Here is a 25,052-nt window from a genome sequence, read left to right on the forward strand (position 1 = left end):
GCGGATTCAGTATCAATAGAGCCAGTATTTGAGTGCTCAACCGAATCTATCGTGATATCCGTTATATTTACGGTACTTGACTCAGGCCGCACCCATTGATTGATACCCATCATCGCTAGGATTTGGCGCTGCTGCACACGGCGCTGCAATACACTTAGCGGGTCTTGGATATCACTCATACGACTCTACTATCCTAATTATGTTGTCTATATAGTTTTTTAGATGATTTTGGTAGTTCTTATCAAAAAAGCTGCCGTACGCCTAGCCAGCGCTCTGACATTGCGAGCAAGCAATCATATTCATCTTGGCTGATTATCGTATCGTGTAACATCACGGTATGCAATGTACTTAGCCATTGTCGATACTCATGATGAGCAGGTCTTACCGTGCTATCGTCATTATAATCTATTTGACTACCATCCTGTTGTCTCTCTGGATAATTAGTACTATCCAAAGTATTTCTGGGGCGCTTGATAGAATGATTAGTAGACGTAGGAACCGCAGCAATAATCGCTAATAATTGAATACTATTTAAGTGTTGTGCCGTTAATAACAACCATTGCAAGTTGACATCGCTCACTGTCGTCAAATCAATATCAACCAAACGCGCATGACGTCTTAAATCTACAATGTAATGCGCCACACTCTCATCACCTTCACTCAATAATGAGCGCTCATACATTGAGATCATCTGGCCTTTGGCATCTTTTGATAGGCGATAAGCCAGTAAAACCACCATCGACATCTGAGCATCGCTCAGTGCTTCAAATACTTGCCCTGAAGGATCTAGCTGTACCCTTATGCCTTCTATACCAGTTTTGAGTGTCTGTGATGATAGAGTTTGCCCATCCGTATCGTGTAAAACCTCAGACAATATCGGTAGTAACTGCTGTAATTGTAGTGCTTGCCATAATGACAGTATGGATGATTTTTGCCTCTCTACAGCTAATGAATGATTGAATGAATTCGCTGCCGAGTAAGAGCGATCACTCGATATTTTTTGATCTACAGAATCACAAGCTAAGCTTTTAGTTAAGTCAGATGTCAGCTGTTGGTGAAATAACTCAACCATACCTTGTTGGTAACGCAACAACATCGTACGGCATTTTGCTTGTTTTTTATAGTACTGATCGCTTTCGTGACTGTGTTCGCTGTCACTTCTAAGCTTTAATTGTTTGATATGTATTTCAGATAAGTCATGACGACGTAACTGGGCTAATGCAAATACAATCAAAGCACTGTCCAAACGTCTATCCAAATTGGCCACTATGGCCAGTAGCTTAGCATCTATCCTATGGGGTAATACTTGCTTATGACTAGTAGAGTCACTTTTAATAGAAAAGTCCTCACCCCAAATATCTGCCAAACCATATAATGCATTTGTTGACAATGGTTGATGCTGATGGCAAAGCATGACCGCTTCTATTAGCGCTTGTGCACCAAGTGGATGATAAATATGATTGAGTACATATTGCGGGAGTGACACCTTTTGAATATCGCTCGCTTCAATTAATATATCTTCTGGTAGGTCAGCGTCAGGTTTGGCCTGCCAAGGCTTCAGCAAATTATCGGTATCTATAGGTGCTATTTCTACCTGCAAGCGACCATCGATAATTGTATCTACCTCTTTAGTGAACTCAAGACCTTTATATGTCTGGCTTTCACTGTTACTTGCAGTGTTATCAAAAATAGCGTTCTGCTTATGGTTTTCTTCTGCATCAATATCGAACAATGATCGATGCGGCAATTGAGACTTTTTCTGTGAATTTTTGCTTAGGCTATTTTTTATTACAGCTCCCCAATCACCTAGATGGCGCTGCCGATATATTTCTTTTATTTTCTGCTGATTGATCCGCTTTTCTTTAACGACTTGTACGGCAAACTTACGATAGGCATCAGCATTAATAGCACTCATACGCTCCGTCAAGCTTGGGTGGGTAGCAAACCACGATACATCACCCAAGTCCGCGCCACTACTGGCAAAGAAAAAATGGCTGAGTCCATTGACATCGGCAATACCAGAGAGGCGTGACCCAATCGGGTCCTGATGAATGGCTTTTAAGGTTTCTATGATCGCAGGCGAGCGCGTTAATTGTACGCTGGTTGCATCAGCAAGTAACTCACGCTCACGATTAAAGCTATGTTTAATCAACTGAGCACTTGCCATACTCGAGAAGCTTAGACCATGGAGCAGTAGTGTCCAGACACTACGGGGTGCTCTGTGAGGCATCGCTGGTGTATTTTGTACCCATCTAGACTGATGCTGGTGAGACTGCTGTTGCCAGTACGCTACCCACTCGCTGTGGGTCGTAAAGTGAGTAGTCTGAGCTTCGGTATTGCGCGCGCGTCCATCAACGTGTCTCTGTGATAGTAGCTTATGCGATACATTGTGATTATCAGCATAGCGAGTATTAGGAATGGGATCGCTCCAATCATATAGTATCTGTAAACCAGCCAGTACCACCATCAGCTGTAGATTGAACGTGGCATCCCCATGCAAGATATGACCATACTCATGACCAATCAGCCCATATAATGCTTCATCAGACAATTTATCTAGCGCGCCTTGGGTCACGATAAGCACCATATCTTGACGATGGCGACCAGCGACAAAGCCATTGATTCCTTGCTCATTGGGTAGTACGTATAAGAGAGGCGCAGACAAACCTGATGCAATCGCTAACTGATAGGCAATCTCATAATAACGACGATAGACTGGTGGGAAATCACGCTCGCTTCGTACTGCTATATGATGTGAGCGATAGTGAACTTTTTCTTTGATTTCATATTGATGCGCGACCCCATGACTGTGCTCCCATGGTTCCTGACTGTTATCAATAAACAGTCTGACCGCCCCTACTCGCTGGGCAATAGCGCGTCCCCCCGCTCGCAAGCGCCGATATTCTAAAAAACTCCCACCAACGAAACTGCCTACTATAAAGAGAATGACTAGCATCAATACCCAATGATATATACCACCCGTGAATATCGTTAACAGCAGTCCCATGATAGCCAGTGCCACCACGATATGGGCGAGCACAATAAGGAAAAACAGCCCATACAGTAATAGACTGCGCCGTGTACGTATCCGCTGTTCACCAAAAAAATCCATTAACTGGGCTGCCTAACCTTGGCCAAATTTATCTAAATCTTAGCCCAGATTAACATTCGGTGCTTTAGCAATGACATCTCTGTCTGCAAATACCAAGGGGCTAAGCGGACGAAAACCAAAGGTTGTACTGACAAGATTGTTAGGGAACACTTCACGATCATTATTATAAAACATCACACTATCGTTATAGTGCTGACGAGCAAAACCGATTCTGTTTTCGGTATTGGTCAGCTCATCCATCAACTCTTTGATCATACTGTCCGCTTTAAGCTCAGGATAGGCTTCTACCACTGCCGAAAACTGACTCAACGCTTTGGACAACATGCCTTCTGCTTTGGCAAATAGTGCCATGTGCTCTTTTGAGTCTGGCTGATGCTTATGCGAGTCTTGTAGGTTTTGAGCATGATTACGTGCGCTAATAACTCGTGTCAGTGTCTCTTCCTCATGAGTCAGGTAACGCTTAGCTGTTTCGACTAGATTTGGAATCAAATCATGGCGACGTTTGAGCTGCACATCTATCTGCGCAAAGCCGTTCTTTGCTTGGTTACGTGCACGCACCAATTTATTAAATATGGACACCCCAAACATAACGATTAGCACCACAAATATAATGAACAGCCAAACAAACATCTTCATAACCAAACCTCAAAGTGTCTAGAATGTTATTAAAACTTAATACATTGTATTTTAACGCATATTAATCAATGACGCTTTTAATTTAAATAAGAAATCGAATGAAATTTTAGACAAAAAAAAGCCCTTTACAATGAAGGGCTTAATACAGAATACCGGTATATTAGGTACTTTATTAGAATATCTATCAAATTTTAGGCAAAAAAAAGCGACTCCATCAGCACATCCTCGGCACACATCAAATCTATTACCGTTGCTACCTTCCGGTCCTGGCGGGATTCATAGAACAATGTTGCGAGGCTACCAATGGAGCCACCGGATGAGATTATACAAGGATTTTTTAATTTTACAACCCCTATCTCAAAACTGTTTGTTTTAATCGAAAAATAACCCAGTAACCTAGCTCACAAAATTCTCACAGCAACTTATACAGATTTTGTTATTTTAGTGAATGAAGTTGCACACATGTCAACACTTAAAAATAAGAGGTACAACTTCCTTTGTAAATACCTTTTGAAAGTATTCATATGAATACCCTTAACATTGATTTAGGAGATAACCATGAAAAATGCTCTATTGAATAAACTGGCCATCGCTTCTGGTACTGCTTGTTTAATGACAGCCATGATAGGTAGCGCCCATGCAGAGCCAACAGGCTATGACCAACTGACGTTTCAGACAGAAGTAAAAGAAGAAATCCAAAACGATGAAGTACGTGCCAGCTTATATAAAAAGGCTCAGACAACGGATGCCAAAACTTTAGCCACGATGCTTAATACGTCAATCAATAATGCCATGAAAATTGCCAAACGCTACCCAAGCGTGACTGTGAGCACTGGGCAGCAGCGTACCTATCCACGCTATGACAAAAACGACAAAATCATTGGTTGGACAGGTCAAGCAAACATAGACTTGAAAAGTACAGACTTTGCAGCAATCAGTCAGCTGATTGCGGATTTACAAGAAACCTTAGTCATGGATAATCTTAATTTTGGGGTTTCAGACACCAAAAAAGATGCATTAGAGCAAAAACTAATGACAGAAGCGTCTCGCGCCTTCCAGCAGCAGGCCAAAAACCTGACGCGCGCTTGGAATGCACGCGGCTATCGCGTCGTGAATGTTAATTTGAATACCGGTAGCAACTATCCACGCCCAATGTATAGCGCTATGAGCATGAAATCAGGCATGGCAGACGAGTCGGTACCAAGCCAAAGCTTTGAGTCTGGTAATAGCACTATCTCAGTGACTGCCAATGGTACCATTGAGCTGACCAAATAAGTAAATGACAACAGGCTTATTTAAAGCTCAGTAGAAGCAATACATAAAAAGGGCAGACGCGATGATCACGTCTGCCCTTTTTATTTATATATTACTAATGACTTTGCTATTGAGATACAGCGTCATTACCGCGCATTTTTAACAAGACCTTTTGGTGCCATGGCAAGCGCTCGTAAGCAAGCAGCTGCTCGGCAAGCTTCTTTTTCTTTTGTAGAATCAAGGTGTTTTGAATGACATGTACCGTACGATTGACTTGCTGACGGGTTTGTCCTGATACTGTTTTTACGACAGCGCGAATACTATGTGGGCCTGGCTGCAGATCAACTGTCGCAACAGAGGCACTCAGACCTTGAGCAATTTCTTTATCATCCAAATATATACTCACTTGATCGCCATTTTGTAATGCAGGCTTTACGTCAAGCGCGATGACGATACTCTGTGCAGGGCGCTGATAGGCACGCTCTGTACTCGGCTCAATCATACTCAACTGATAGTTGATATTCACCGCAGGTTTGGTGGCAGCGGCAGCTGGAAGATCAGTATTGCCTCTGACCTCACTTGGCATTCCTTTGGGGGCGCTACTTTCGCCGGTATTAACGCTGGTCTGGCTGACTTGTTTTCCTGCCTGCTCCTCATAAGACTGCGGACGATCGGTAAAGGTGATTTGCCCTGTTTGCTCATCAATCACTTTATAGATGGGTGCTGCGTTGCTGAGAGGCGCACAAAGACTAGCCATGATAGCCAATGCTCCTAACTGTATATTACCTCGTAACAAATCTCGCTTTGATAACAAACTCATAGTCAGTCAACCTAATTAGTATTTACTATTAATATACTTTTATAAGAACTATTATGCGACACTTTTGGTGCAAAATCAGTAGGATTTGATGTGAAATCAATGGTATTTAAAAAAATATCATCCATTTATACCACTATCTTTTCCAACAGGTACAAAAAAACCAGCCAAAATTCACTTGACTGGTTCTTTTTTATCGAATTAACTTAACGGACTAATTCGTTATTAGCAGCTGTAGTACATGTCAAACTCGACAGGGTGTACAGTCACGTTTAGGCGTTGTACTTCTTCTTCTTTCAATGCAATAAACGCTTCTAGCATGTCTTTAGTGAACACATCGCCTTTTAACAAGAAGTCATGGTCATCTTTTAGTGCTTGTAGCGCAACATCTAGACTCTCTGCAACCGTTGGGATTTGCGCTTCTTCTTCTGGTGGCAAGTCATATAAGTTCTTGTCAGCCGCTTCACCTGGGTGCATCTTGTTCTGGATACCGTCAAGGCCTGCCATCAATAGCGCAGCAAATGCCAAGTATGGGTTCGCCGTTGGATCAGGGAAGCGCGCTTCGATACGTACCGCTTTCGGGCTGCTCACATGTGGCACACGAATAGACGCCGAGCGGTTAGACGCTGAATAAGCAAGCTTGATAGGTGCTTCATAATGCGGTACAAGACGCTTATAGCTGTTCGTTGATGGGTTGGTAATCGCATTCAGCGCACGAGCATGCTTGATGATACCACCGATGAAGTACAATGCGGTCTCAGACAAACCAGCATACTCATCACCAGAGAACGTGTTTACGCCGTCCTTTGAGATTGACATATGCACGTGCATACCTGAACCGTTGTCACCAACGATTGGTTTTGGCATAAAGGTCGCTGTTTTACCAAACTGGTGCGCCACGTTATGGACAACATATTTCAATTGCTGAACTTCATCCGCTTTACGTACCATCGTGTTGAATGCAACACCAATCTCAGACTGGCAAGAAGCCACTTCGTGATGATGAACTTCTACGCGGCCTTCACCAACGATTTCTTCGATGCGTTCACACATGACAGAACGCATATCGTGTGAGCTATCGATTGGTGGTACTGGGAAGTAACCGCCTTTGACGCGTGGACGGTGAGCCATGTTGCCCCACTCATAAGTCTCATTAGTTGACCAAGCCGCTTCTTCAGCCGTGATCTTGTGGCTGACGCCAGACATGTCAACTGACCATTTTACATCGTCAAATACAAAGAACTCAGGCTCAGGACCGAAGTAAGCCGTGTCACCGATACCAGTCGACTTCAAGTACTCTTCAGCGCGGCGTGCGATAGAGCGTGGGTCACGATCATAGCCTTGTAGTGTTGATGGCTCGATAATATCGCAAGTCACGACCACAGTAACCGCATCAAAGAACGGATCAACGAACGCCGTTTCTGGATCAGGACGCAAGATCATATCAGACGCTTCGATACCCTTCCAACCAGCGATAGATGAGCCGTCAAACATTTTGCCATCTTCCATGACATCTTCATCGACAGTCGATGCTGGGAAACTGATGTGCTGCTCTTTACCGCGCGTATCAGTGAAGCGAAAGTCAACCCATTTAGCATTAGAGGATTGAATAAGATCTAATAATTTGTTCGACATACATAATCTCCGTTGTGTTGGTCACGTTATTGCAATTTAAAATTGTTGGTGCCATTTCTTGTGCAAGAATTCCAGATGTCCTTCCAATACCAAACAGCGCATTCGATATTATGCTTATTATCAGCACTATTTGTCGGATTAGTCAAGACACTCACCTAAGACGCTTTCTTAATTAGCCCAATAGTCATCTCAATGGTCTACAAACATCTTAAGTCAATTCTCATATCATTCTAGCAATATATAACTCGTCATGCTGAACTCTTCTGGCACTTATGAATAATTATTTTTAGACCCGTTTTTATGGTCATCAATAATCATACCAACTTCAATGCAAAGGCTATGCCAATATCTCAAATAAATTACTATTTACCTCACTTAAAACAATATTTTACAATAATTACAGTGACTTACGCCAAATAATTTTTATATAAAAATATATTTTTGCTAACAACCTTTATGTTGAGAGGTTATTCGACGCACTAGTTGTGATAATTTTGCACTATATTGGTGCTAAGAAAATCTTATAATTATTATATTGTTCTTTTACGGTGCAATAATAAAATATCGATTTGCTGATTTTTCTCTGCTCGTGAAATCATTATGATGAGAGAAAACTATTTTTATGTAATGCTTATTTAGCTAGCCCATGCTCTGCATTTGATAGAGGACAAAATAGTGGTAAGATAACCGCGCGCCATAATGCCCTCTGTCGTTATCATAGCTGCTTTTGTTTGGTAACTAAAGCCTTGAACAACGGTAGGCGTATATCCCATATTACAAACAGAATAAAACTGATAAGTTGAAACCTTCATGATTTTGATGATCGATAATTACGACAGCTTTACGTACAATATCGTACAATATTTTGGTGAATTGCAGCAGGACATCACCGTTTGGCGTAATGATCAAGTTACTATCGAGCAGATTCGAACGTTAGCACCGGACGTGATTGTTATTGGCCCAGGTCCATGCGACCCTGATCGTGCGGGTGTTTCGCTCGAAGTTATCGAGACATTCAAAGGCATTATTCCGATACTTGGTATTTGTTTGGGTCATCAAGCGATTGGGCAGGCGTTTGGTGGACAAGTCGTCAAAGCGGGCGAAGTTATGCACGGACGGTTATCAGCCGTCTATCATAATGACCAAGGCGTATTTGCCGGACTACCAAACCCATCGCAAGTCACACGCTATCATTCACTTGTCATTGATAGGCATACCCTGCCAGATTGCTTTGAGCTGACCGCATGGACGCAGAACGTTGATGGTAGTATTGAAGAGATCATGGGTATTCGCCACAAGTCACTTGCCATAGAAGGCGTCCAGTTTCACCCTGAGTCCATTTTGAGCGAAGCAGGTTATCAACTACTTAATAACTTTTTACACACTTATGGCTTGGCAAAACTAGCATCAGATGCGCTACCACAGGTAGGCTAGTTTTGACTTAAGAACCTGCTTTCATTACTCTATCTCAAATCATAGATAGATTCACATAAAAAATAGATTCACATAAAAAACAATCATAAGCGAGATCATCATGAGTACGACAAAAACAGAAGAAGCTCACACGCCAGAGGGTATTGCAAAACTGTCTGATGCCCAAATACATCAATTATTGACGACGGCTTTGAGTAGAATCTTTCAGCACATCGATTTGACCTTTGATGAGATGTATCAAGTGATGCTGATCATCATGCAAGGTAGATGTAGCGACGCGATGATGGGCGCTATCTTGACAGGTCTACGTATGAAAGGTGAATCTATCGATGAGATCACCGCATCAGCCAGTGCGATGCGTGCGCTGGCTGCCAATATTGAGCCAAAAAACTGCGACTATTTGGTCGACATCGTTGGTACTGGCGGTGATGGTGCCAACTTATTTAACGTATCGACTGCATCGGCATTCGTTGTCGCGGCGGCTGGCGCACAAGTTGCCAAGCATGGTAATCGTGGTGTCTCAACCAGATCTGGTAGCTCAGATTTGCTTGAGCAAGCAGGCATCAGTCTTGCGCTGACTCCAGAACAAGCAAAAGATTGTATCGAGAATGAAGGGGTTGGATTTTTGTTTGCGCCCAACCATCACAGCGCCATGCGTTATGCCAATCCTGTACGTCGTGAGCTAAAAGCGCGTACCATCTTTAATATTTTAGGCCCATTAACCAACCCTGCTGGTACGCCCAATTTAGTTATTGGTGTCTTTACCGCGCAGCTGTGTGAGCCAATTGCCAAAGTCATGAAAAACCTAGGCGCACGGCATGTCATGGTCGTCGGCGCAAAAGATGGTTTGGATGAAATCAGTCTAGCAACCTCGACCACAGTTGCTGAACTAAAAGATGGTGAAATATCCGTTTATGAGATGATGCCAGAAGATGCAGGTATCGAATCGCAAACCCTGATTGGTCTCGATGTCGACTCTCCTGAACAAAGCCTTGCACTGATCCGCGCTGCTCTATCTGGTGCTGATACCCATGACCGTGCTGTACTTAAAGCCCGCGATATGATTGCTTTGAACGCAGGTGCGGCAATATATACCGCCGGACTTGCCAGCAACTATCCTAATGGCGTTAGCCGAGCTCAAAAAATTATCCAAAATGGTGATGCTTTACTCAAGCTTGAGTCTTTGGCCAAATACACGCAGCAGCTAGTGATTGAGGGTTGATTTATACGCACCAATACAGTGCAAAACTATATATCACTACCTATTTACCTTTAACAATATTCGGATAACAGCATGACCACAACTCATTCAGACATACCTTCGGTACTACAGTGCATTGTCGCAACCAAAGTAGAAGAAGTAAAAGCAGCTCGCGCGGCGCTATCTCTTGCAGACTTAAAAGCGCAAGTCGCAGCTGCTAACAAACCGCGCCGAGGTTTTGCTGCTGCCCTACGTGCTGCTAGCCCTGAAAATAATGGTGTTGGCATTATTGCTGAAATCAAAAAAGCCTCGCCATCTAAAGGCGTTATCAATCATAATTTTACCCCTGCTCTATTTGCGCAGCAGTACGAGCAAGCGGGTGCCAGCTGTCTATCAGTGTTGACTGATCGCGATTATTTTCAGGGCGATGATACGTACCTTATTCAAGCGGCAAATGTCTCAAGCTTACCAATACTTCGCAAAGATTTTATGATTGATGTCTATCAGATATATCAATCTTACTTAATGGGTGCTGACTGCATCTTACTCATCATGGCCTGCCTAGATGACACACAAGTACAAGAGTTACACGCGCTCAGTATTGAGCTTGGTATGGATGTGTTGATAGAAGTGCATACACAGTCTGAGCTTGATCGGGCGCTACAGCTACCACGCTCAGCGCACAATATTTACGGTATTAACAATCGTGATTTAAACACGTTTGATGTAGACCTACAAACCACGCTCGATTTGAAAAATATCTTAATCGAAGCACTCTCTGCTGATGCTGATAATGCCGATCAAAAACCACTGATCGTGACCGAGAGCGGCATTCATAGCAGTGATGATATTCGGCTTATGCTAAGTCATGATATTCAGCACTTTTTAATCGGTGAACAATTTATGAAAACCGATCATCCGGGACAAGCGTTACAATCCTTACTTGCGGGCGTCGCAGTAGACGAGTAAAGTAACTCAATAGTTCAAGCCTCAATAGAATCAGATAGCTTGAATAAAATATTTACTCTATAAATGACTCAACCTTTCATTCATCAACCAACGATACGTTAACTTTTATGTCAAACTCTCTGTTTTCAAAAGAAATGCAAGACCAACTTAAAGAATTAAAAGGCCAATTGAGTAAAGGCCGTGATACCAATAGCCCTGAAGGTGAAAACCAAAAGCCCACTGAGCCTGTCGCTTTGCCAACGCAAAAGCAAGTGAAAAAGACCGTCAAGCAGCTAGACAGTGAACATGTTGACGATGACAAAGTACTGTTCATGCAAGCTATGCATGGTGTCATTCAGCTAGAAGACAAAAACGTACGCTCACCTACTAGTACGGCAAGAGTAGGCAAACCTGATGCCGCAACACTATCAAAACGTGCGGCCGCTCAAGGCAGTGAAGCCAGCGATTTAGGCGCAGGCTTGTCAGACATGCAAGCCCTACTGAACCCTGTCGCCGCTGAAGCCTATTTGTCATATAAGCAGCCAACCTTGCAAAATAAAATCTTTGATCAGCTCAAAAAAGGCAAGCTGCGTTGGTACGATGCGGTAGACATCCATGGTTGTACGATAGAAGAAGCACGTGACGCCATGACGCAACTGCTAAGCCAAGCGAAGCAAAAAAATGAAACCATGGTAAAAATTGTCCATGGTAAAGGCTCTGAGGCCATCTTAAAGACTTGCGTTAATGGTTGGTTACGTCAATTGCCAGAAGTATTGGCATTTTGCTCTGCACCGCCAAAAGACGGTGGCAATGGCGCGGTATTGGTACTGCTCAAAAAGCCTAAAACAGATGGCGAATAGAAGTCATCGCTTATGATAACTCTATTAAATAAAAAAGGACTGCTTACTTGCAGTCCTTTTTTTATCGATTATCCACCTGTCAATCCTTAACGATTATTCCTTTGATATTCGCCTATCAGCCTTTACTATTGAATTATCCACTCACTATTTAACTGCCAAAGTGACATCAATATGAGCATACAAACCATTGAGACACCCCAAGAGCTATCCGAAAACATCAGCGCATTGATTGCAATTGAGCCAAAATTCGCGGCTATCTACGAGCAAGTTGGTCTACCTGATCTTAGGCACAATGCAGGTGGGTTTGAGCAATTAATGAGAGCAATGGTCGGTCAGCAGTTGTCTGTTGCGGCGGCGGCAAGTATCTGGAAGCGGTTGGTTGATGCTGCGTTGACAACGCCGTATAAAATCGGTGAAGCAACTGACGAGGCTTTAAAAGCTCAGGGATTGTCTAAGCAAAAAACTCGCTATATCCGCTCCTTAGTGGATCATAATATCGATTTTGCAGCTTTAGAAAATATGCCTAATGAAGACGCCATCAAAACGCTTACGGCGGTCACTGGTATCGGACGCTGGACCGCTGAGATGTACCTGCTCTTTTCTTTAAAACGCGCAGATGTGCTTGCTGTTGACGACTTGGCCATCAAGGTTGCGGCGATGGAGTTATTAGGCTTAGCAGAACGACCAACACCCAAGCAGCTTAACAACCTCACTCAGCACTGGTCACCGTATCGCAGCGCTGCCAGCTTACTGCTCTGGTCATACTACGGCTTATTACGCAATAAAACCGCAGTACCTTTATAGCTGACCGTGTAGAATAATTGCCTATATGGAAAAATCACTTCTAAGGCTGATTCCATATAGACAAGCTAAATTTGTTTTTAGTATGCTTAAATTTGCTTTTTCTTAGCATACGACTTTTGTGTTTGAGCGCTTTGAGCGCACCCTTTCTACTGACAGTTGCCATAGATGACTTTTGGTTATTTGCCATATCATCGTTAGCATTGTCGGTGTCTTTGTTGATAGTCACATCATCAGAATTATTATCATCATTGTCTTCTAAACTGACATTTGTTTCATTGCTATTCGTATCGCTATGGTCTTCTGAGGCGTCATCCTCTGTTTTAACAATATTGTTTTCCATATGATGTTCAAGCTCCGCTTGATTGACAATCAGCTGCTGGGTTGGCAATGCATGTTCGACATCATATTTTGCGACTTGGTTTAATACATCAACGAACACCACGTTTTGCTTATCATAAAACTCCATCACATCATTGGCATTGATATATGCCTGTAGCTGAATGACGTAGCAGTCTTGGCGTAGCTCTAAAATATTAACTTGATTCCACTCTTGGTTGGTCATCTCATGCTCTTTTAAAAACTCATCTAAGTCTTTGACCATCTTGAAGACCACATCGATATCCGCAGTACGCTTCAGATACAACTGATGAAAGAAGCGGAACATATCACGCGAGGTAAAGTTTTCAATCTGCATCGATGAAAAATCACCGTTTGGCACCGTGACAACGGTCCGTGTCAATGTGCGCACACGTGATGAGCGAATACCGATGTCAATAACAGTACCTTCATAAGTGCCAAATTTGCAATAATCACCGATACGTACTGGTGAATCCGCGACGACTACGACACTACCAACAAGGTTTTCAATGGTCTTTTGTGCACCAAGTGCCAATGCCAAACCACCCATACCCAGTGCAGCAATACCTGTGGTTAAGTCAAAACCCAAATTACCAAAAATGACAATGACCGCAAATATTAAGAGTAGCGCTTTGACGACTTTTCGGAGCAGTCCCAAGATTGAGACACGCTCAGTATAGTTTTTCTTATAGCTTAGGTTGACCGCTCGAGTAAATATGGCATCAATAACTCGTAATAGCAGCCAAGTTAGCGCAAGCCAAGAAGCAATATCAGTAAAGCGATTGACTGGTTCGCGCAGCGTGACGGACACACCTGCATAGACCATCACTTCAGATAAGATCAGCGCCATAATGACCACAGAAAGCGGCAGTATCACTTTGTCAGGTAATGGCAAAGGCACGCCGCGCACACGAGGATAAACAATCCTCAATAGATGGTATAACAGCCATACTGCGATATAAGTGAGGACAAAGCTACTCACAATCATGGATAGCGCAGCAACCAAATCAGCCAGCTGATAACCAAAGAGCTTTTTGCCATCTAATGAATCCACCGTGTAGCGCGATACCAAGGTCGGCTCTGAGTTTTCTATCACTTCCGGTATAGAACTCAGCGTCTCACTCGAGAACTGCCAATACTGCTCGTTCTCCTTGGAGACCACTCTTTCTAGTAACAACGACACACTTTTTTCACCGATGTTAATCACACCGACATTTTCTTGACTTGGTGGTAGTTGATCGGTGAGATTGCCCTCAGGGGTATTACTGATTTGCAAATCAGGTTGGAATCGCCCACCCGCATCAAGCGCTTGTTTAAACTGACGTACGACAGTCGTTGGGTTATCGGACTTGGATAAATTTAGATAGTTACTTGCCAGCAAGTAGTCGTTTTCGCTCAGCGCACTGATAAAACCCTGTACAGTATGACGCGGTGTATCTCGCCCAAATGAATCAGGTAAAGGTGTAGCTACCGTCTCCTCACTACTATCACCATTCACGCCAAGCGCGCCCGCATCCACAGCAAAAGCAGTATGCGGCACCACCATACTCAACACGGCAGCCAGCACCAGCGCTATGACTATAGAGGATATTTTGATGATGGAATTTAGGAGAGAGGACGCGGTACTGGGAGTCAGATTATGCTGAGTAGACAAAACAAACCTCTTAACTTTATGAGTGGCACAATGAAGAACACATAATATCGGCACTATGATAACAATTATTTATAACAGCAGTGCTTTTGATTATAGGTTTTTGTCGCTAACTGTGTGAGTCAGTTGTTTTTAGCGCTCTGTGCAATCCATTCCGCTTACTAAAATAATAGGCGTTAATAAAAAAGTAGCTCTCTAATTAATAATCAGCATCTCATCATGAATTATATTCATCCTACCGTGAAGAAACATTAGGTTAAAGTGGTTTATAAAGGCGGAACTTTTGTAGATAATGAGCGCAGTTTTGCTTATATACTGTTTTTTGTAACTTTTGACACCTTTTACGTCTTAATAGTTATTTTTTATGTCTGTATTTTTTAATTTGATTATTTTGGAATTGACCATGTCTTTATCACGTTCATCTTCACGTACCTATCTTCGCCTAAGTATCTTAAGCACGCTTGGTTTATTTGCAGTCAACACAGCAATGGCGGCGACCCCTGAGATAATCAATACTAACGATAGCGAGATGCCCCAAGTTGAGCTTGACAAAATTGTCGTAACAGCCACGCGTACGCCTACCAAAACCAGTAATGTGATTGCACAAACTCGCGTGATTGATAAGGAAGAGCTACAGCGTTATCAAGGTCAGACGGCACTTGACGTTTTAAAACGTCAGCCAGGGTTCAGTCATTACACCAATGGCGGCTCAGGGACTACCTCAAATTTTTATATGCGCGGTTATGATAATAAACAAATATTAGTACTTATTGATGGTATACGGTATAGCTCGTTAAGTGCGGGCGGCGCCGCGTTAAACTTGCTACCTGCTGATCAAATTGATCGAATTGAAGTTCTCTATGGAGCATCAGGTTCTAGCATCTACGGTGCGGATGCGATGGGCGGTGTCATTCAAGTATTCACTAAAGGCGGCAATATAAATCGAAGCAGTATGTCAGTTACCGCTGGTGTCGGCTCAAATGATCAATACTTATACGGTGCTAGCGCACAGTTCGCTAACGAGACTGGCACGACATTGAGTTTGTCAGCTAGTCACAATGAAGATGACGGCATTAGCGCCAAGCTGCCTAATGCAGTTGGTTATAATAAAGATGAAGATGGATTTGAAAGCGACAACGTAAGTATTGCTTTAAATCAACGTATTAATGATCAATGGTTGGCAGGCGCCAGTGCTTTGTACAGTAAATCCACTACCGATTTTGATGATGGTGATTATGAGAATGCTCATGCTGATCAAGAAAACGGTAGCGCTCAAGCATACGTAGATTGGCGTTATCTACCAGGCTCTTCACTTAAATTACAGTATGGTCACTCAATTGATAAAAGTGACTCTTCTAGCGAATACGGTGGAGTGTTTGACAGCAAACAAGATCAAATCAGCTTAGTAGGTCAACATCAACTTGCGGTCGGCCAAGGCGTTTACGGCGTTGAGTACCTAAATCAAAGCCTAGATAGTAGTGAATATGACATTGATGATCGCGATGTGACCAGTACCTTTTTAGGCTATGTTTTGGCAACTAACCAGTTCGATGCCCAAGCTAATATACGTTTTGATGACAACTCACAATATGGTGATGAAACCACTTATAATTTCGGCGGCGCCTACCATATTAACCCTGAATTGCGTATTGGTACCAGCTACGCAAAAGGGTTCCGCGCACCTACGTTCAATGATATATACCCTGGATATGGTGGCAACCCTGATCTACAGCCGGAAACCAGCGACAACTATGAAGCCTTTGTTGAATACAGCACACCATTACAAGCTACACGGCTGACTGGCTATTATAATGATGTTGATGATCTAATTTCGTTTCCAGAAGGCACAGCTGTCAATGTAGATAAAGCTGAAATTAGAGGTGTATCATTAACATCTGATTGGGTTATTGATAGCTATTTATTTGGTGGTAGCTATGACTATCAAGATGCTAAAGATAAGAGTGACTATACTGGCAGAGTAGATTTTAGTCAGAATGCCATAGATTACAGTGGTAACCACCTTCCTTATCGTCCTGAACATAAAGGATTAGTCTACATAGGCTACCGTTTACCAAGTTTAGATATACGCGCTGAATATCAGTATGTGGGAGACTATTACAGCAGAATTACCAATACTGACGCTCAATTTGTAGACAATTATGGATTGCTGAACATCAGTGGTAACTATAAGCTTACTGATAACTTGTCTATGACGGCACGCTTAAACAACATCACTAACGAAGATTATATAACAGATATTGGCTATAATACTGACGGTACTAACTTCTTCACGTCTTTAACCTATAACTGGTTCTAAGCCTGTCTAGCAGTATAAAAATCCTGTCATTATCAAAATAAATTAAGGTCATCAATCGATGGCCTTTTTTTGTATGAGTAAATACTCCAAACGCTTACTATTTATATCAAGCAAAAGGTGACAATCACAGACTCATCTATTACAATAACGACCTCCGAGAGGTGTTGCGCCATAACAGTGATTTACCGCATTAACATTCTATCGTTATGCAGTCACAGGTTATGTTAGGCTCGGTTAACTGTTGGCTACCTATTCTTGGTCATCAACAGCGCAAACAACGGCACCTGCGTTTTTATTCTTTTTATCATTCGTTAACCACTGATAGGAGCATATTATGGACGCAGTGTCTACTACACCCTCTGCCCATACGATCGATCCCTCTTTTACTGACTATAAAGTCGCTGACATCAGCCTTGCTGATTATGGCCGCCGTGAAATTACCCTTGCCGAAGCTGAAATGCCTGCCCTGATGGGCTTGCGTCGTCGCTACGAAGCAGACCAGCCGCTAAAAGGCGCGAAAATCGCTGGCTGTATCCACATGACTATTCAGACTGCTGTCCTCATCGAGACACTAGTCGCGCTAGGTGCGGAAGTCCGCTGGACCTCATGTAACATCTTCTCAACGCAAGACCATGCTGCTGCTGCGATTGCTGCTGCTGGTATCCCTGTTTATGCGTGGAAAGGCGAAACAGAAGAAGAGTACGAATGGTGCTTGCGTCAGCAAGTACACGTTGGCGGCGAAGCCTCAGGTCAGCTGTGGGATGCCAACTTAATCTTAGATGATGGCGGTGATTTGACAGCTCTTGTTCACAATGACTATCCGCAAATGCTCGATATTATCCATGGTATCTCAGAAGAGACCACCACTGGTGTACACCGTTTGGTTGAGATGTTGAATAAAGGTACATTAAAGGTGCCTGCCATCAACGTCAACGATGCAGTTACCAAGTCTAAAAATGACAACAAATACGGTTGCCGTCATAGCTTAAATGACGCTATCAAACGTGCTACCGATATGTTCCTTGCTGGTCGCCGCGCTTTGGTTATCGGTTACGGCGATGTAGGTAAAGGCTCTACGCAAAGCTTACGCCAAGAAGGCATGATTGTCCGTGTGTCAGAAGTGGATCCTATCTGTGCCATGCAGGCATGTATGGACGGCTTTGAAGTATTATCACCATACATCGACGGTGACAACACTGGCGGTGCAGACAGCATCAACAAACGCTTGCTTGAAGACACAGACTTGATTGTCACCACGACTGGTAACTATCACGTTTGTGACCGTCATATGCTAGCGGCCCTTAAGCCTGGTGCGGTTGTATGTAACATTGGTCACTTTGATACCGAGATTGATACTCAGTTTATGCGTGATAACTGGCGCTGGGTTGAGATCAAGCCACAGGTGCATCAAGTATTCCGCTCAGATGATGAAAACGATTATTTGATCTTGCTTGCCGAAGGTCGCCTAGTGAACCTAGGTAACGCAACTGGTCACCCATCACGTGTCATGGACGGGTCATTTGCCAACCAAGTATTGGCTCAAATGTATCTGTTCGAAGAAAAATTCGCTGACTTGCCAGCTGACCAACGTACTGACAACCTATACGTAAAAGTATTGCCTAAGAAATTGGATGAAGAAGTGGCCGCTGCGATGGTTGCAGGCTTTAACGGTACATTGACTAAGCTGACCCAAAAGCAAGCTGAATATTTGGGTGTGCCTGTCGAAGGTCCATTCAAACCTGACGCTTATAAATACTAAAAGGAGCCTGACTGTGAGTAAGCCTGCTTTCTCCTTTGAGTTCTTTCCTGCAAAAACCGAGCAAGGTCACGAAAAGCTTCTTAGCACTTATGATGAGCTAAATAAGTTGTCACCGGCGTATTTTTCGGTGACCTACGGTGCGGGCGGGTCAACTCGTAGCCGTACCTTAGACATCGTACAAGCACTAAGCGCGCGCAGTGAGACTGAAATTGCGCCGCATATGTCTTGTATCGGCGATGACAAAGCGCAAATCGCTGAGTTACTTGAGTTTTATAAAAGCTTAGGAATCAGACGTCTTGTCGCACTACGTGGCGATTTGCCATCCGGTCAGGTGGGTATGGGTGAGCTGCCATTTGCGGTAGATTTGGTCAAGTTCATTCGTGAGTACTCAGGCGATCACTTCCATATCGAAGTGGCGGCCTATCCTGAGATGCATCCACAAGCGCGTAGCTTTGAGTTTGATGTTGACAACTTGGTGAATAAGTACCGCGCTGGTGCCAATGCATCGATCACGCAGTTCTTTTATAATGCAGACAGCTATCTGTATTTGCGTGACACGTTAGAGAAACGCGGTATCGATACCATTGCCCAGCCATTGGTAGCTGGCATCATGCCGATCACCAACTCTAGTAACCTGATACGCTTTGCTGATAGCTGCGGCGCTGATATTCCGCGTTATGTGCGCAAGCGATTGGCGGATTTTGGCGATGACAGCAAATCTATTCGCGAGTTTGGTTTTGATGTGGTGTATCGCTTATGTGAGCGCTTAATGAGCGAAGGCGTGCCAGCCATGCATTTTTATAGCATGAACAAAGTTGAGCCAAATAAACGCTTGGTTGAAGCATTAGGACTTACTGTTTAATACTTGATAATCTTGATCATTAAGCAAGTATATAATGAATTTATAACTAACTGGCGCTCTTCGGAGTGCCAGTTTTTTTATTGGAAAATTTTATCTACTGGACATTCATGTATCAAAAAACACATTTCATCTTAATGTATTTCTTAAATTTTTCTGACTATATGATAATGTCGTTTATCCGTTGAGCGCTGTTATCTGGCAGTAATTATCATAAAAGGAATGCCTTTCGTGGCATCAAGTGATATTCTATTGGGTCAATAATAACCGCTCACAATCAAATAATAGGAATAAGACCAAGTGCGACGTTTTTTTTATGCCATTAATAACGACAATATTGATGCTATGCCTTTACCTAAGCTGGGTGACCTACCTCTAGGGAGCCACGTTGAGTTGCCAGACAGCATCGTCCATCATTGGTGCCGAGTGCTGCGTGCAAATATCGGTGATCAAGGTATCTTGTTCGATGGATTTGGTGGTGAATATAAGGTAGAGCTAAAAGCAATCAGTAAAAAAAACGCGACGGCTACTCTCCTCACTTATCTAAAGGATGATCGTACGGCGCCTATTATTAGTAAAATCGGCTTAGTAATGAGTCGCGGCGAGCGTATGGATTATGCGGTACAAAAAGCAACCGAGCTTGGCGTCACGGCTATTCAACTGCTTAGTAGTCATCATGGCGAGGTCAATCTAAAACCTGCACAAATCGAGAAAAAACTGGCTCACTGGCAGCAAGTCGCTATAGCAGCCTGCGAGCAATGCGGCCTGAATCGCCCACCTCTGATACTTGCCCCACTATCTATCAATGAATGGCTGAATCAACCTGCGTCTGATGCGTTGAATACAGCAACAATGGTCAGTCCTATCGTCTCTATACTCAGCCAAGACACTTATTATCAAGTGCTACGTAGCGCTGCAAATCTACGTATGCAGATGAGTGTGCCAGCAGCTGGACAACCTGCAAAACCCGAGAAACTGGCCTCAGTTCTCAAGCAAGAGTCTCCCTATATTGAACTATTGATTGGTCCTGAAGGAGGTCTCAGTGACGATGAATGTCAAAAAGCCGAATCTGTAGGTTTTATGCCTTGGCAAATTGGCAGTAGGGTATTACGTACAGAGACAGCACCCGTGGTTGCATTGACTACTTTACTCGCTTTGTATGGTTAAAATCAGTATTATTAATGAGATTTACTATCATTTATAGACACTTTAAAATAGAACTTTTGTTTTGTATTGTGTAGAATCAAAAGTGATCTTAGTTCTAATTTAGTAAATTGAATCACAGTACTTATTTTTTATAAGCCTTTATTTTTTGTGAAACATTATTATGAGCAACTTTGACCCCATTCCAGTATCGATTAAACAGCGACTCATGGCCCAACTGTGTGAGCAGATCGAAGATGCTATTTTTGTGCTAGACAGTAATTTACGCTATCTATCTGTCAATGCCAGCTATGAGCTTATGATTGGCTATAAAGAATCCTTTTTGGTCGGTCGTCCACTCGGTATTTACGCGGCTGAATTTTTGTCAGAAGAAGAGCAGCTTATCCTAAAAGAGATTAAGGATAATTTAAGAGAGTCAGGTTTCTACGAGTTGGATTTTTCCATGGCCAATCGCTATGGTGAGACGATCGATTGCCAAATCACCTATCGTAAAATTTGTATCGACCAAACGGTATTTCATGTGGGTATGCTACGCGACATGTCTGCCGTCGTTAAAGATCAAAAGCAGGTTGCTCATTTACTCAACTACGATCAACTCACTGGATTGCCCAATCGCAAAGTGTTTTTGAGTCAGGCCAGTGACGTTTTATTAGACACTTATCAAGAAGTCGTGATTGTACGTCTCAATATAGACCGCTATCGCAATCTGGCAAGCTTGCTGGGATCTGAGGGAATAAACACTTTAATACAGAAGTTTGTGAAACGTATCAAAGAGCTCCATTTAGAGCATTTACGCTGCTTTTCCCACTTTGGCGGGGATGACTTTGCGTTATTGTTTGAGTGTCAAGATGGCAATATGGTACGTCATCAATTAGATACGCTCATGCAGATGTGCGAGATACCCTTCACAATGAATGGAAACGCGGCCACAAATGCAAATATCTACTGCCATATTTCTGTAGGCGTCAGTTACTTTCCCAAAAATGATGCTCAGGTAACAGGACTGTTGAGCAAAGCAGAAAAAGCCTTACAGTATGTCAAACAACACGGCGGCGATGATATCCGTTGGTATGACAAAACGATTGAGGAAGCCACTTCAGGTAGCCTACAGTTAGAAGCCGATCTGAGAGCAGCATCGGCTGAAGGACAGTTTATACCCTATTATCAACCAAAATTCTTATTGGATACGGGGATTATCACAGGGTTTGAAGCACTAGTTCGCTGGCAACATCCCACTCGCGGTCTACTCAAACCAAAACATTTTATCGATGCTATTTTGACCCATAAGCTCTCGTTTGAGCTGTTTTCACAGATGGCTAACAAGATTGCCCATCAGTTATCTGAATGGCAACAGCAAGGGTTTTGTCAGCATATCTGCATCAATGCCGATGCGGCCGAATTTAGTCATCCTGAATTTTTTGACATGGTGAGCGGCCTATTGGTACAGCACAATATTGCGGCGTGTCAGTTGCATATCGAAGTGACCGAATCCTCTTTGATTCAGCGCCATGATGATGTCAGAAAACAACTCAACTCTCTCAAAGAATTGGGCGTCCGTCTTGCCTTAGATGATTTTGGTACGGGCTATGCATCCTTGAGTTACCTGCAAGACTACCCCTTTGACTTTATCAAAATTGATAAGAGCTTTATCTCAAAAATTGATACCGACCGTACTCAGCATGCCATTGTAAAAGCCATTCTAGACTTGGCAGATGCTCTAGACATGCATGTGGTGGCAGAAGGTATAGAAACCGAACAGCAGCGCGATGTGTTGCTCGATATGGGCTGCAAAAATGGACAAGGCTATTGGTTTGGCAAACCTGTGCCCGCTGATGTGGCCACTGAGATGCTGGTCAAACAGTATGCCACCGAATAGCTCTTGTTTTCTGGGTATCATAAAACCGCTTATTGGCGCCTTTGCCTCTGAAGCGGTTTTTCTTTATGTGAACGTTATTTTTATGATGAAAATTGGCTGATATAACTCTGAATCTTTGATCTGTCCTGTTGTATATCGGTCAATGTTTCATAGGGTTATTAATGATTCAGATTGAGGCCTAACGTTGATTGCACAATCGATGCAAGACAGGTTCATGACTTATCAGTGCTTTCACCAAACTTGTATAATCGCTAATGAAAGCCTATCTTTTATAGTGAATTTGTTAGAGCACATTTAATCTTTCTTTGACTCTGACAATCACCACTCTTTTCAACACTATTTTATGTAATCGATAGCATGGTTGACCTGCTTCACTGTTTATCATTTATTTAGATTTCCAGACTGGCTAGGTAAGAATAACGCACTAGAGGATAGTGCGACCATATGCTCATTGTTGGCTATGATCGGTTACATTCTAAAAAGGACAGGAAGTTATGCAATACAAAGCGCCCTTACGTGATATTCAGTTCGTGATGCATGAGCTACTCGATAGTGAAAGCCATTATAAAACATTACCAGCGTTCCAAGAAGCTGACCGCGAGCTAATGGACAGCCTATTTGAAATGGCGGCAAGCTTTGCCGAAAACGAGTTGTCACCACTGAATCAAAGCGGCGATGCAGAAGGCTGTAAGTTTGACAATGGTAAGGTCACCACGCCAAAAGGCTTTAAAGAAGCTTATAAGCAGTACTGTGAGCTTGGCTTCCCTGCTTTATCTGCTGAAGAAGAGTTTGGTGGTCAAAACATGCCGTTCTCACTATCAACGGTCATCAATGAGATGGTCGGTACGGCTAACTGGTCATTTTCTATGTATCCTGGCCTATCGCATGGCGCAATTCAAACCATCGAGCACCATGGCACTGATGAGCAAAAACAAACTTACCTAGAAAAAATGGTCACCGGCGAATGGTCAGGCACCATGTGCTTGACAGAAGCCCATGCGGGTTCTGACTTGGGTATTATCCGTACCAAAGCTGAGCCAAATGATGACGGTACTTATAGCATCACCGGTCAAAAAATCTTCATCTCAGCAGGCGAGCACGACCTCACCGACAACATCATTCATATCGTTCTAGCCCGTCTACCAGGCGCGCCTGCTGGCACCAAAGGCATCTCACTGTTTATCGTACCTAAAGTGTTGGTCAATGAAGACAACAGCCTTGGCGAAAACAACAACGTCGTCTGTGGCTCTATTGAGCACAAAATGGGTATCAAAGCGTCTGCGACTTGCGTGATGAACTTTGATGGTGCAAAAGGCTACTTGATTGGCCCAGAAAACCGCGGTTTACAGTGCATGTTTACCTTTATGAACGTCGCTCGTATCGGTACTGCTGTTCAAGGTTTGACCGCAGCAGAGTACGCGTTCCAAGGCTCATTGACTTACGCAAAAGACCGCCTAGCGATGCGCGCGCTATCAGGTGCCAAAGCGCCAGAAAAAGTCGCTGACCCAATCATCGTTCATCCAGCGGTTCGCAACATGCTGTTGACCGAAAAAGCCTTTGCCGAAGGTGGTCGTGCGCTGGTTTATTACCTCTCACACTTTGCCGATACCGTTGCCAAAGGCGAAGGCGATGACCTGAAGTTTGCTGACCAAATGCTGTCACTATTGACACCGATTGCTAAAGCATTCTTGACTGAAACGGGGCTCGAAGCTGCCAATCACGGCGTCCAAGTGTATGGTGGTCATGGCTTTATCAGTGAATGGGGCATGGAGCAAAACGTCCGTGATACCCGTATTGCTTGCCTATACGAAGGCACCACTGAGATCCAAGCTCTTGATCTTCTTGGACGTAAAGTGCTGGGCTCGCAAGGCAAACTGCTTGCAAACTTTGTCAAAATTATCCAGACGTTCTGCCAAGAGCACAAAGACAATGACGAGATGGGTCAGTTCATCCGCCCGCTTGCCAAACATGTCAAAGAATGGGGTGATCTAACATCACGTATTGGCATGCAAGCCACTGAAAACCCAGACGCTGTTGGCGCTGCTGCGGTTGACTACATGTACTTTAGTGGTTATGTAACTTTGGCTTATTTATGGGCGCGTATGGCATTGGTTGCTCAAACCGCTATTGCCGACGGCACTGGCGAAAAAGCATTCTATGATGCCAAGGTTAAAACGGCTCAGTTCTATTTCACTAAACTACTACCACGTACCACGACCTATGTACAGCGTATCAGCACAGGCGTTGAGCCATACATGAGCATGGATGTGGACCAGTTTGCTTTTTAATTAGCCCCAAATCCCTCTTATATCGTATTTTTATCGGCAACATACTTCGGTGTGTTGCCGATTTTTTCGGTATGGGTCTT

At 43.4% G+C, this 25,052-nt stretch carries 17 protein-coding genes and 1 other RNA gene; 12 read left to right on the forward strand and 6 right to left on the reverse strand.

From position 1 onward, the window contains the following. Nucleotides 1-241 precede the first annotated feature (241 nt). The 3 genes from B3V51_RS09175 to ffs all read right to left on the reverse strand — a co-directional run bounded on the left by B3V51_RS09175 (nucleotide 242) and on the right by ffs (nucleotide 4,054). On the reverse strand, nucleotides 242-3,112 hold the full coding sequence (locus B3V51_RS09175) for a M48 family metalloprotease (RefSeq protein ID WP_286708300.1): 2,871 nt from the start codon (nucleotides 3,110-3,112) through the stop codon (nucleotides 242-244). A 39-nt stretch (nucleotides 3,113-3,151) separates the two neighbouring features. Beyond that, a complete protein-coding gene (locus B3V51_RS09180; RefSeq protein WP_071001620.1) occupies nucleotides 3,152-3,748 on the reverse strand; it encodes a LemA family protein in 597 nt (198 codons plus the stop codon). Nucleotides 3,749-3,957: 209 nt separating this feature from the next. Then, an RNA gene (gene ffs, locus B3V51_RS09185) (signal recognition particle sRNA small type) lies at nucleotides 3,958-4,054 on the reverse strand. A 252-nt stretch (nucleotides 4,055-4,306) separates the two neighbouring features. On the opposite strand from ffs, the gene B3V51_RS09190 reads away from it, so the two are divergent. Next, nucleotides 4,307-5,023 (forward strand): SIMPL domain-containing protein, encoded by a 717-nt coding sequence (locus tag B3V51_RS09190; RefSeq protein ID WP_071001621.1) that lies wholly within the window; start codon nucleotides 4,307-4,309, stop codon nucleotides 5,021-5,023. A 106-nt stretch (nucleotides 5,024-5,129) separates the two neighbouring features. Here the strand turns inward: B3V51_RS09190 and B3V51_RS09195 are convergent, their stop codons facing one another. Both B3V51_RS09195 and glnA read right to left on the reverse strand, forming a co-directional pair. Next, on the reverse strand, nucleotides 5,130-5,822 hold the full coding sequence (locus B3V51_RS09195) for a DUF4124 domain-containing protein (RefSeq protein ID WP_071001622.1): 693 nt from the start codon (nucleotides 5,820-5,822) through the stop codon (nucleotides 5,130-5,132). A 222-nt stretch (nucleotides 5,823-6,044) separates the two neighbouring features. Next, complete coding sequence (gene glnA, locus B3V51_RS09200; protein ID WP_071001623.1) at nucleotides 6,045-7,454, reverse strand: type I glutamate--ammonia ligase; 1,410 nt, start codon at nucleotides 7,452-7,454, stop codon at nucleotides 6,045-6,047. Nucleotides 7,455-8,264: 810 nt separating this feature from the next. On the opposite strand from glnA, the gene B3V51_RS09205 reads away from it, so the two are divergent. The 5 genes from B3V51_RS09205 to B3V51_RS09225 all read left to right on the forward strand — a co-directional run bounded on the left by B3V51_RS09205 (nucleotide 8,265) and on the right by B3V51_RS09225 (nucleotide 12,701). Next, entirely contained in the window at nucleotides 8,265-8,888 is a 624-nt protein-coding gene (locus B3V51_RS09205; RefSeq protein ID WP_071001624.1) for an anthranilate synthase component II, read from the forward strand. Between the two features lie 100 nt (nucleotides 8,889-8,988). After that, a complete protein-coding gene (gene trpD, locus B3V51_RS09210) occupies nucleotides 8,989-10,110 on the forward strand; it encodes an anthranilate phosphoribosyltransferase (RefSeq protein ID WP_286708301.1) in 1,122 nt (373 codons plus the stop codon). 72 nt (nucleotides 10,111-10,182) lie between these two features. Further along, nucleotides 10,183-11,058, forward strand: a complete 876-nt coding sequence (trpC, locus tag B3V51_RS09215; protein ID WP_212564473.1) for an indole-3-glycerol phosphate synthase TrpC — start codon at nucleotides 10,183-10,185, stop codon at nucleotides 11,056-11,058. A gap of 107 nt (nucleotides 11,059-11,165) precedes the next feature. Then, nucleotides 11,166-11,897: a Smr/MutS family protein gene (locus B3V51_RS09220; RefSeq protein ID WP_186474426.1), complete on the forward strand. Its 732-nt coding sequence runs from the start codon at nucleotides 11,166-11,168 to the stop codon at nucleotides 11,895-11,897. Nucleotides 11,898-12,068: 171 nt separating this feature from the next. Next, entirely contained in the window at nucleotides 12,069-12,701 is a 633-nt protein-coding gene (locus B3V51_RS09225) for a DNA-3-methyladenine glycosylase family protein (RefSeq protein ID WP_071001628.1), read from the forward strand. Nucleotides 12,702-12,741: 40 nt separating this feature from the next. Here the strand turns inward: B3V51_RS09225 and B3V51_RS09230 are convergent, their stop codons facing one another. Then, nucleotides 12,742-14,712, reverse strand: a complete 1,971-nt coding sequence (locus tag B3V51_RS09230; protein ID WP_286708302.1) for a mechanosensitive ion channel family protein — start codon at nucleotides 14,710-14,712, stop codon at nucleotides 12,742-12,744. Between the two features lie 400 nt (nucleotides 14,713-15,112). On the opposite strand from B3V51_RS09230, the gene B3V51_RS09235 reads away from it, so the two are divergent. The 6 genes from B3V51_RS09235 (at nucleotide 15,113) to B3V51_RS09260 (ending at nucleotide 24,972) form a co-directional block, all read left to right on the forward strand. Then, a complete protein-coding gene (locus B3V51_RS09235) occupies nucleotides 15,113-17,026 on the forward strand; it encodes a TonB-dependent receptor plug domain-containing protein (RefSeq protein WP_286708303.1) in 1,914 nt (637 codons plus the stop codon). Nucleotides 17,027-17,360: 334 nt separating this feature from the next. Next, on the forward strand, nucleotides 17,361-18,785 hold the full coding sequence (ahcY, locus tag B3V51_RS09240) for an adenosylhomocysteinase (RefSeq protein ID WP_186474424.1): 1,425 nt from the start codon (nucleotides 17,361-17,363) through the stop codon (nucleotides 18,783-18,785). Nucleotides 18,786-18,798: 13 nt separating this feature from the next. Continuing rightward, nucleotides 18,799-19,647, forward strand: a complete 849-nt coding sequence (gene metF / locus B3V51_RS09245; protein WP_093070763.1) for a methylenetetrahydrofolate reductase [NAD(P)H] — start codon at nucleotides 18,799-18,801, stop codon at nucleotides 19,645-19,647. Nucleotides 19,648-19,944: 297 nt separating this feature from the next. After that, nucleotides 19,945-20,811 carry a 16S rRNA (uracil(1498)-N(3))-methyltransferase gene (locus B3V51_RS09250; RefSeq protein ID WP_186474422.1) on the forward strand — a complete coding sequence of 289 codons (867 nt, stop codon included), beginning with the start codon at nucleotides 19,945-19,947 and terminating at the stop codon, nucleotides 20,809-20,811. A 160-nt stretch (nucleotides 20,812-20,971) separates the two neighbouring features. Then, entirely contained in the window at nucleotides 20,972-22,684 is a 1,713-nt protein-coding gene (locus B3V51_RS09255; protein WP_186474420.1) for a sensor domain-containing protein, read from the forward strand. A 494-nt stretch (nucleotides 22,685-23,178) separates the two neighbouring features. Continuing rightward, nucleotides 23,179-24,972, forward strand: coding sequence for an acyl-CoA dehydrogenase C-terminal domain-containing protein (locus B3V51_RS09260; protein WP_093070758.1), 1,794 nt, complete (start codon nucleotides 23,179-23,181; stop codon nucleotides 24,970-24,972). Nucleotides 24,973-25,052 lie beyond the last annotated feature (80 nt).

The organism is Psychrobacter sp. UBA2514, assembly GCF_002341255.1.
Taxonomy (GTDB): Bacteria; Pseudomonadota; Gammaproteobacteria; order Pseudomonadales; family Moraxellaceae; genus Psychrobacter; species Psychrobacter pacificensis.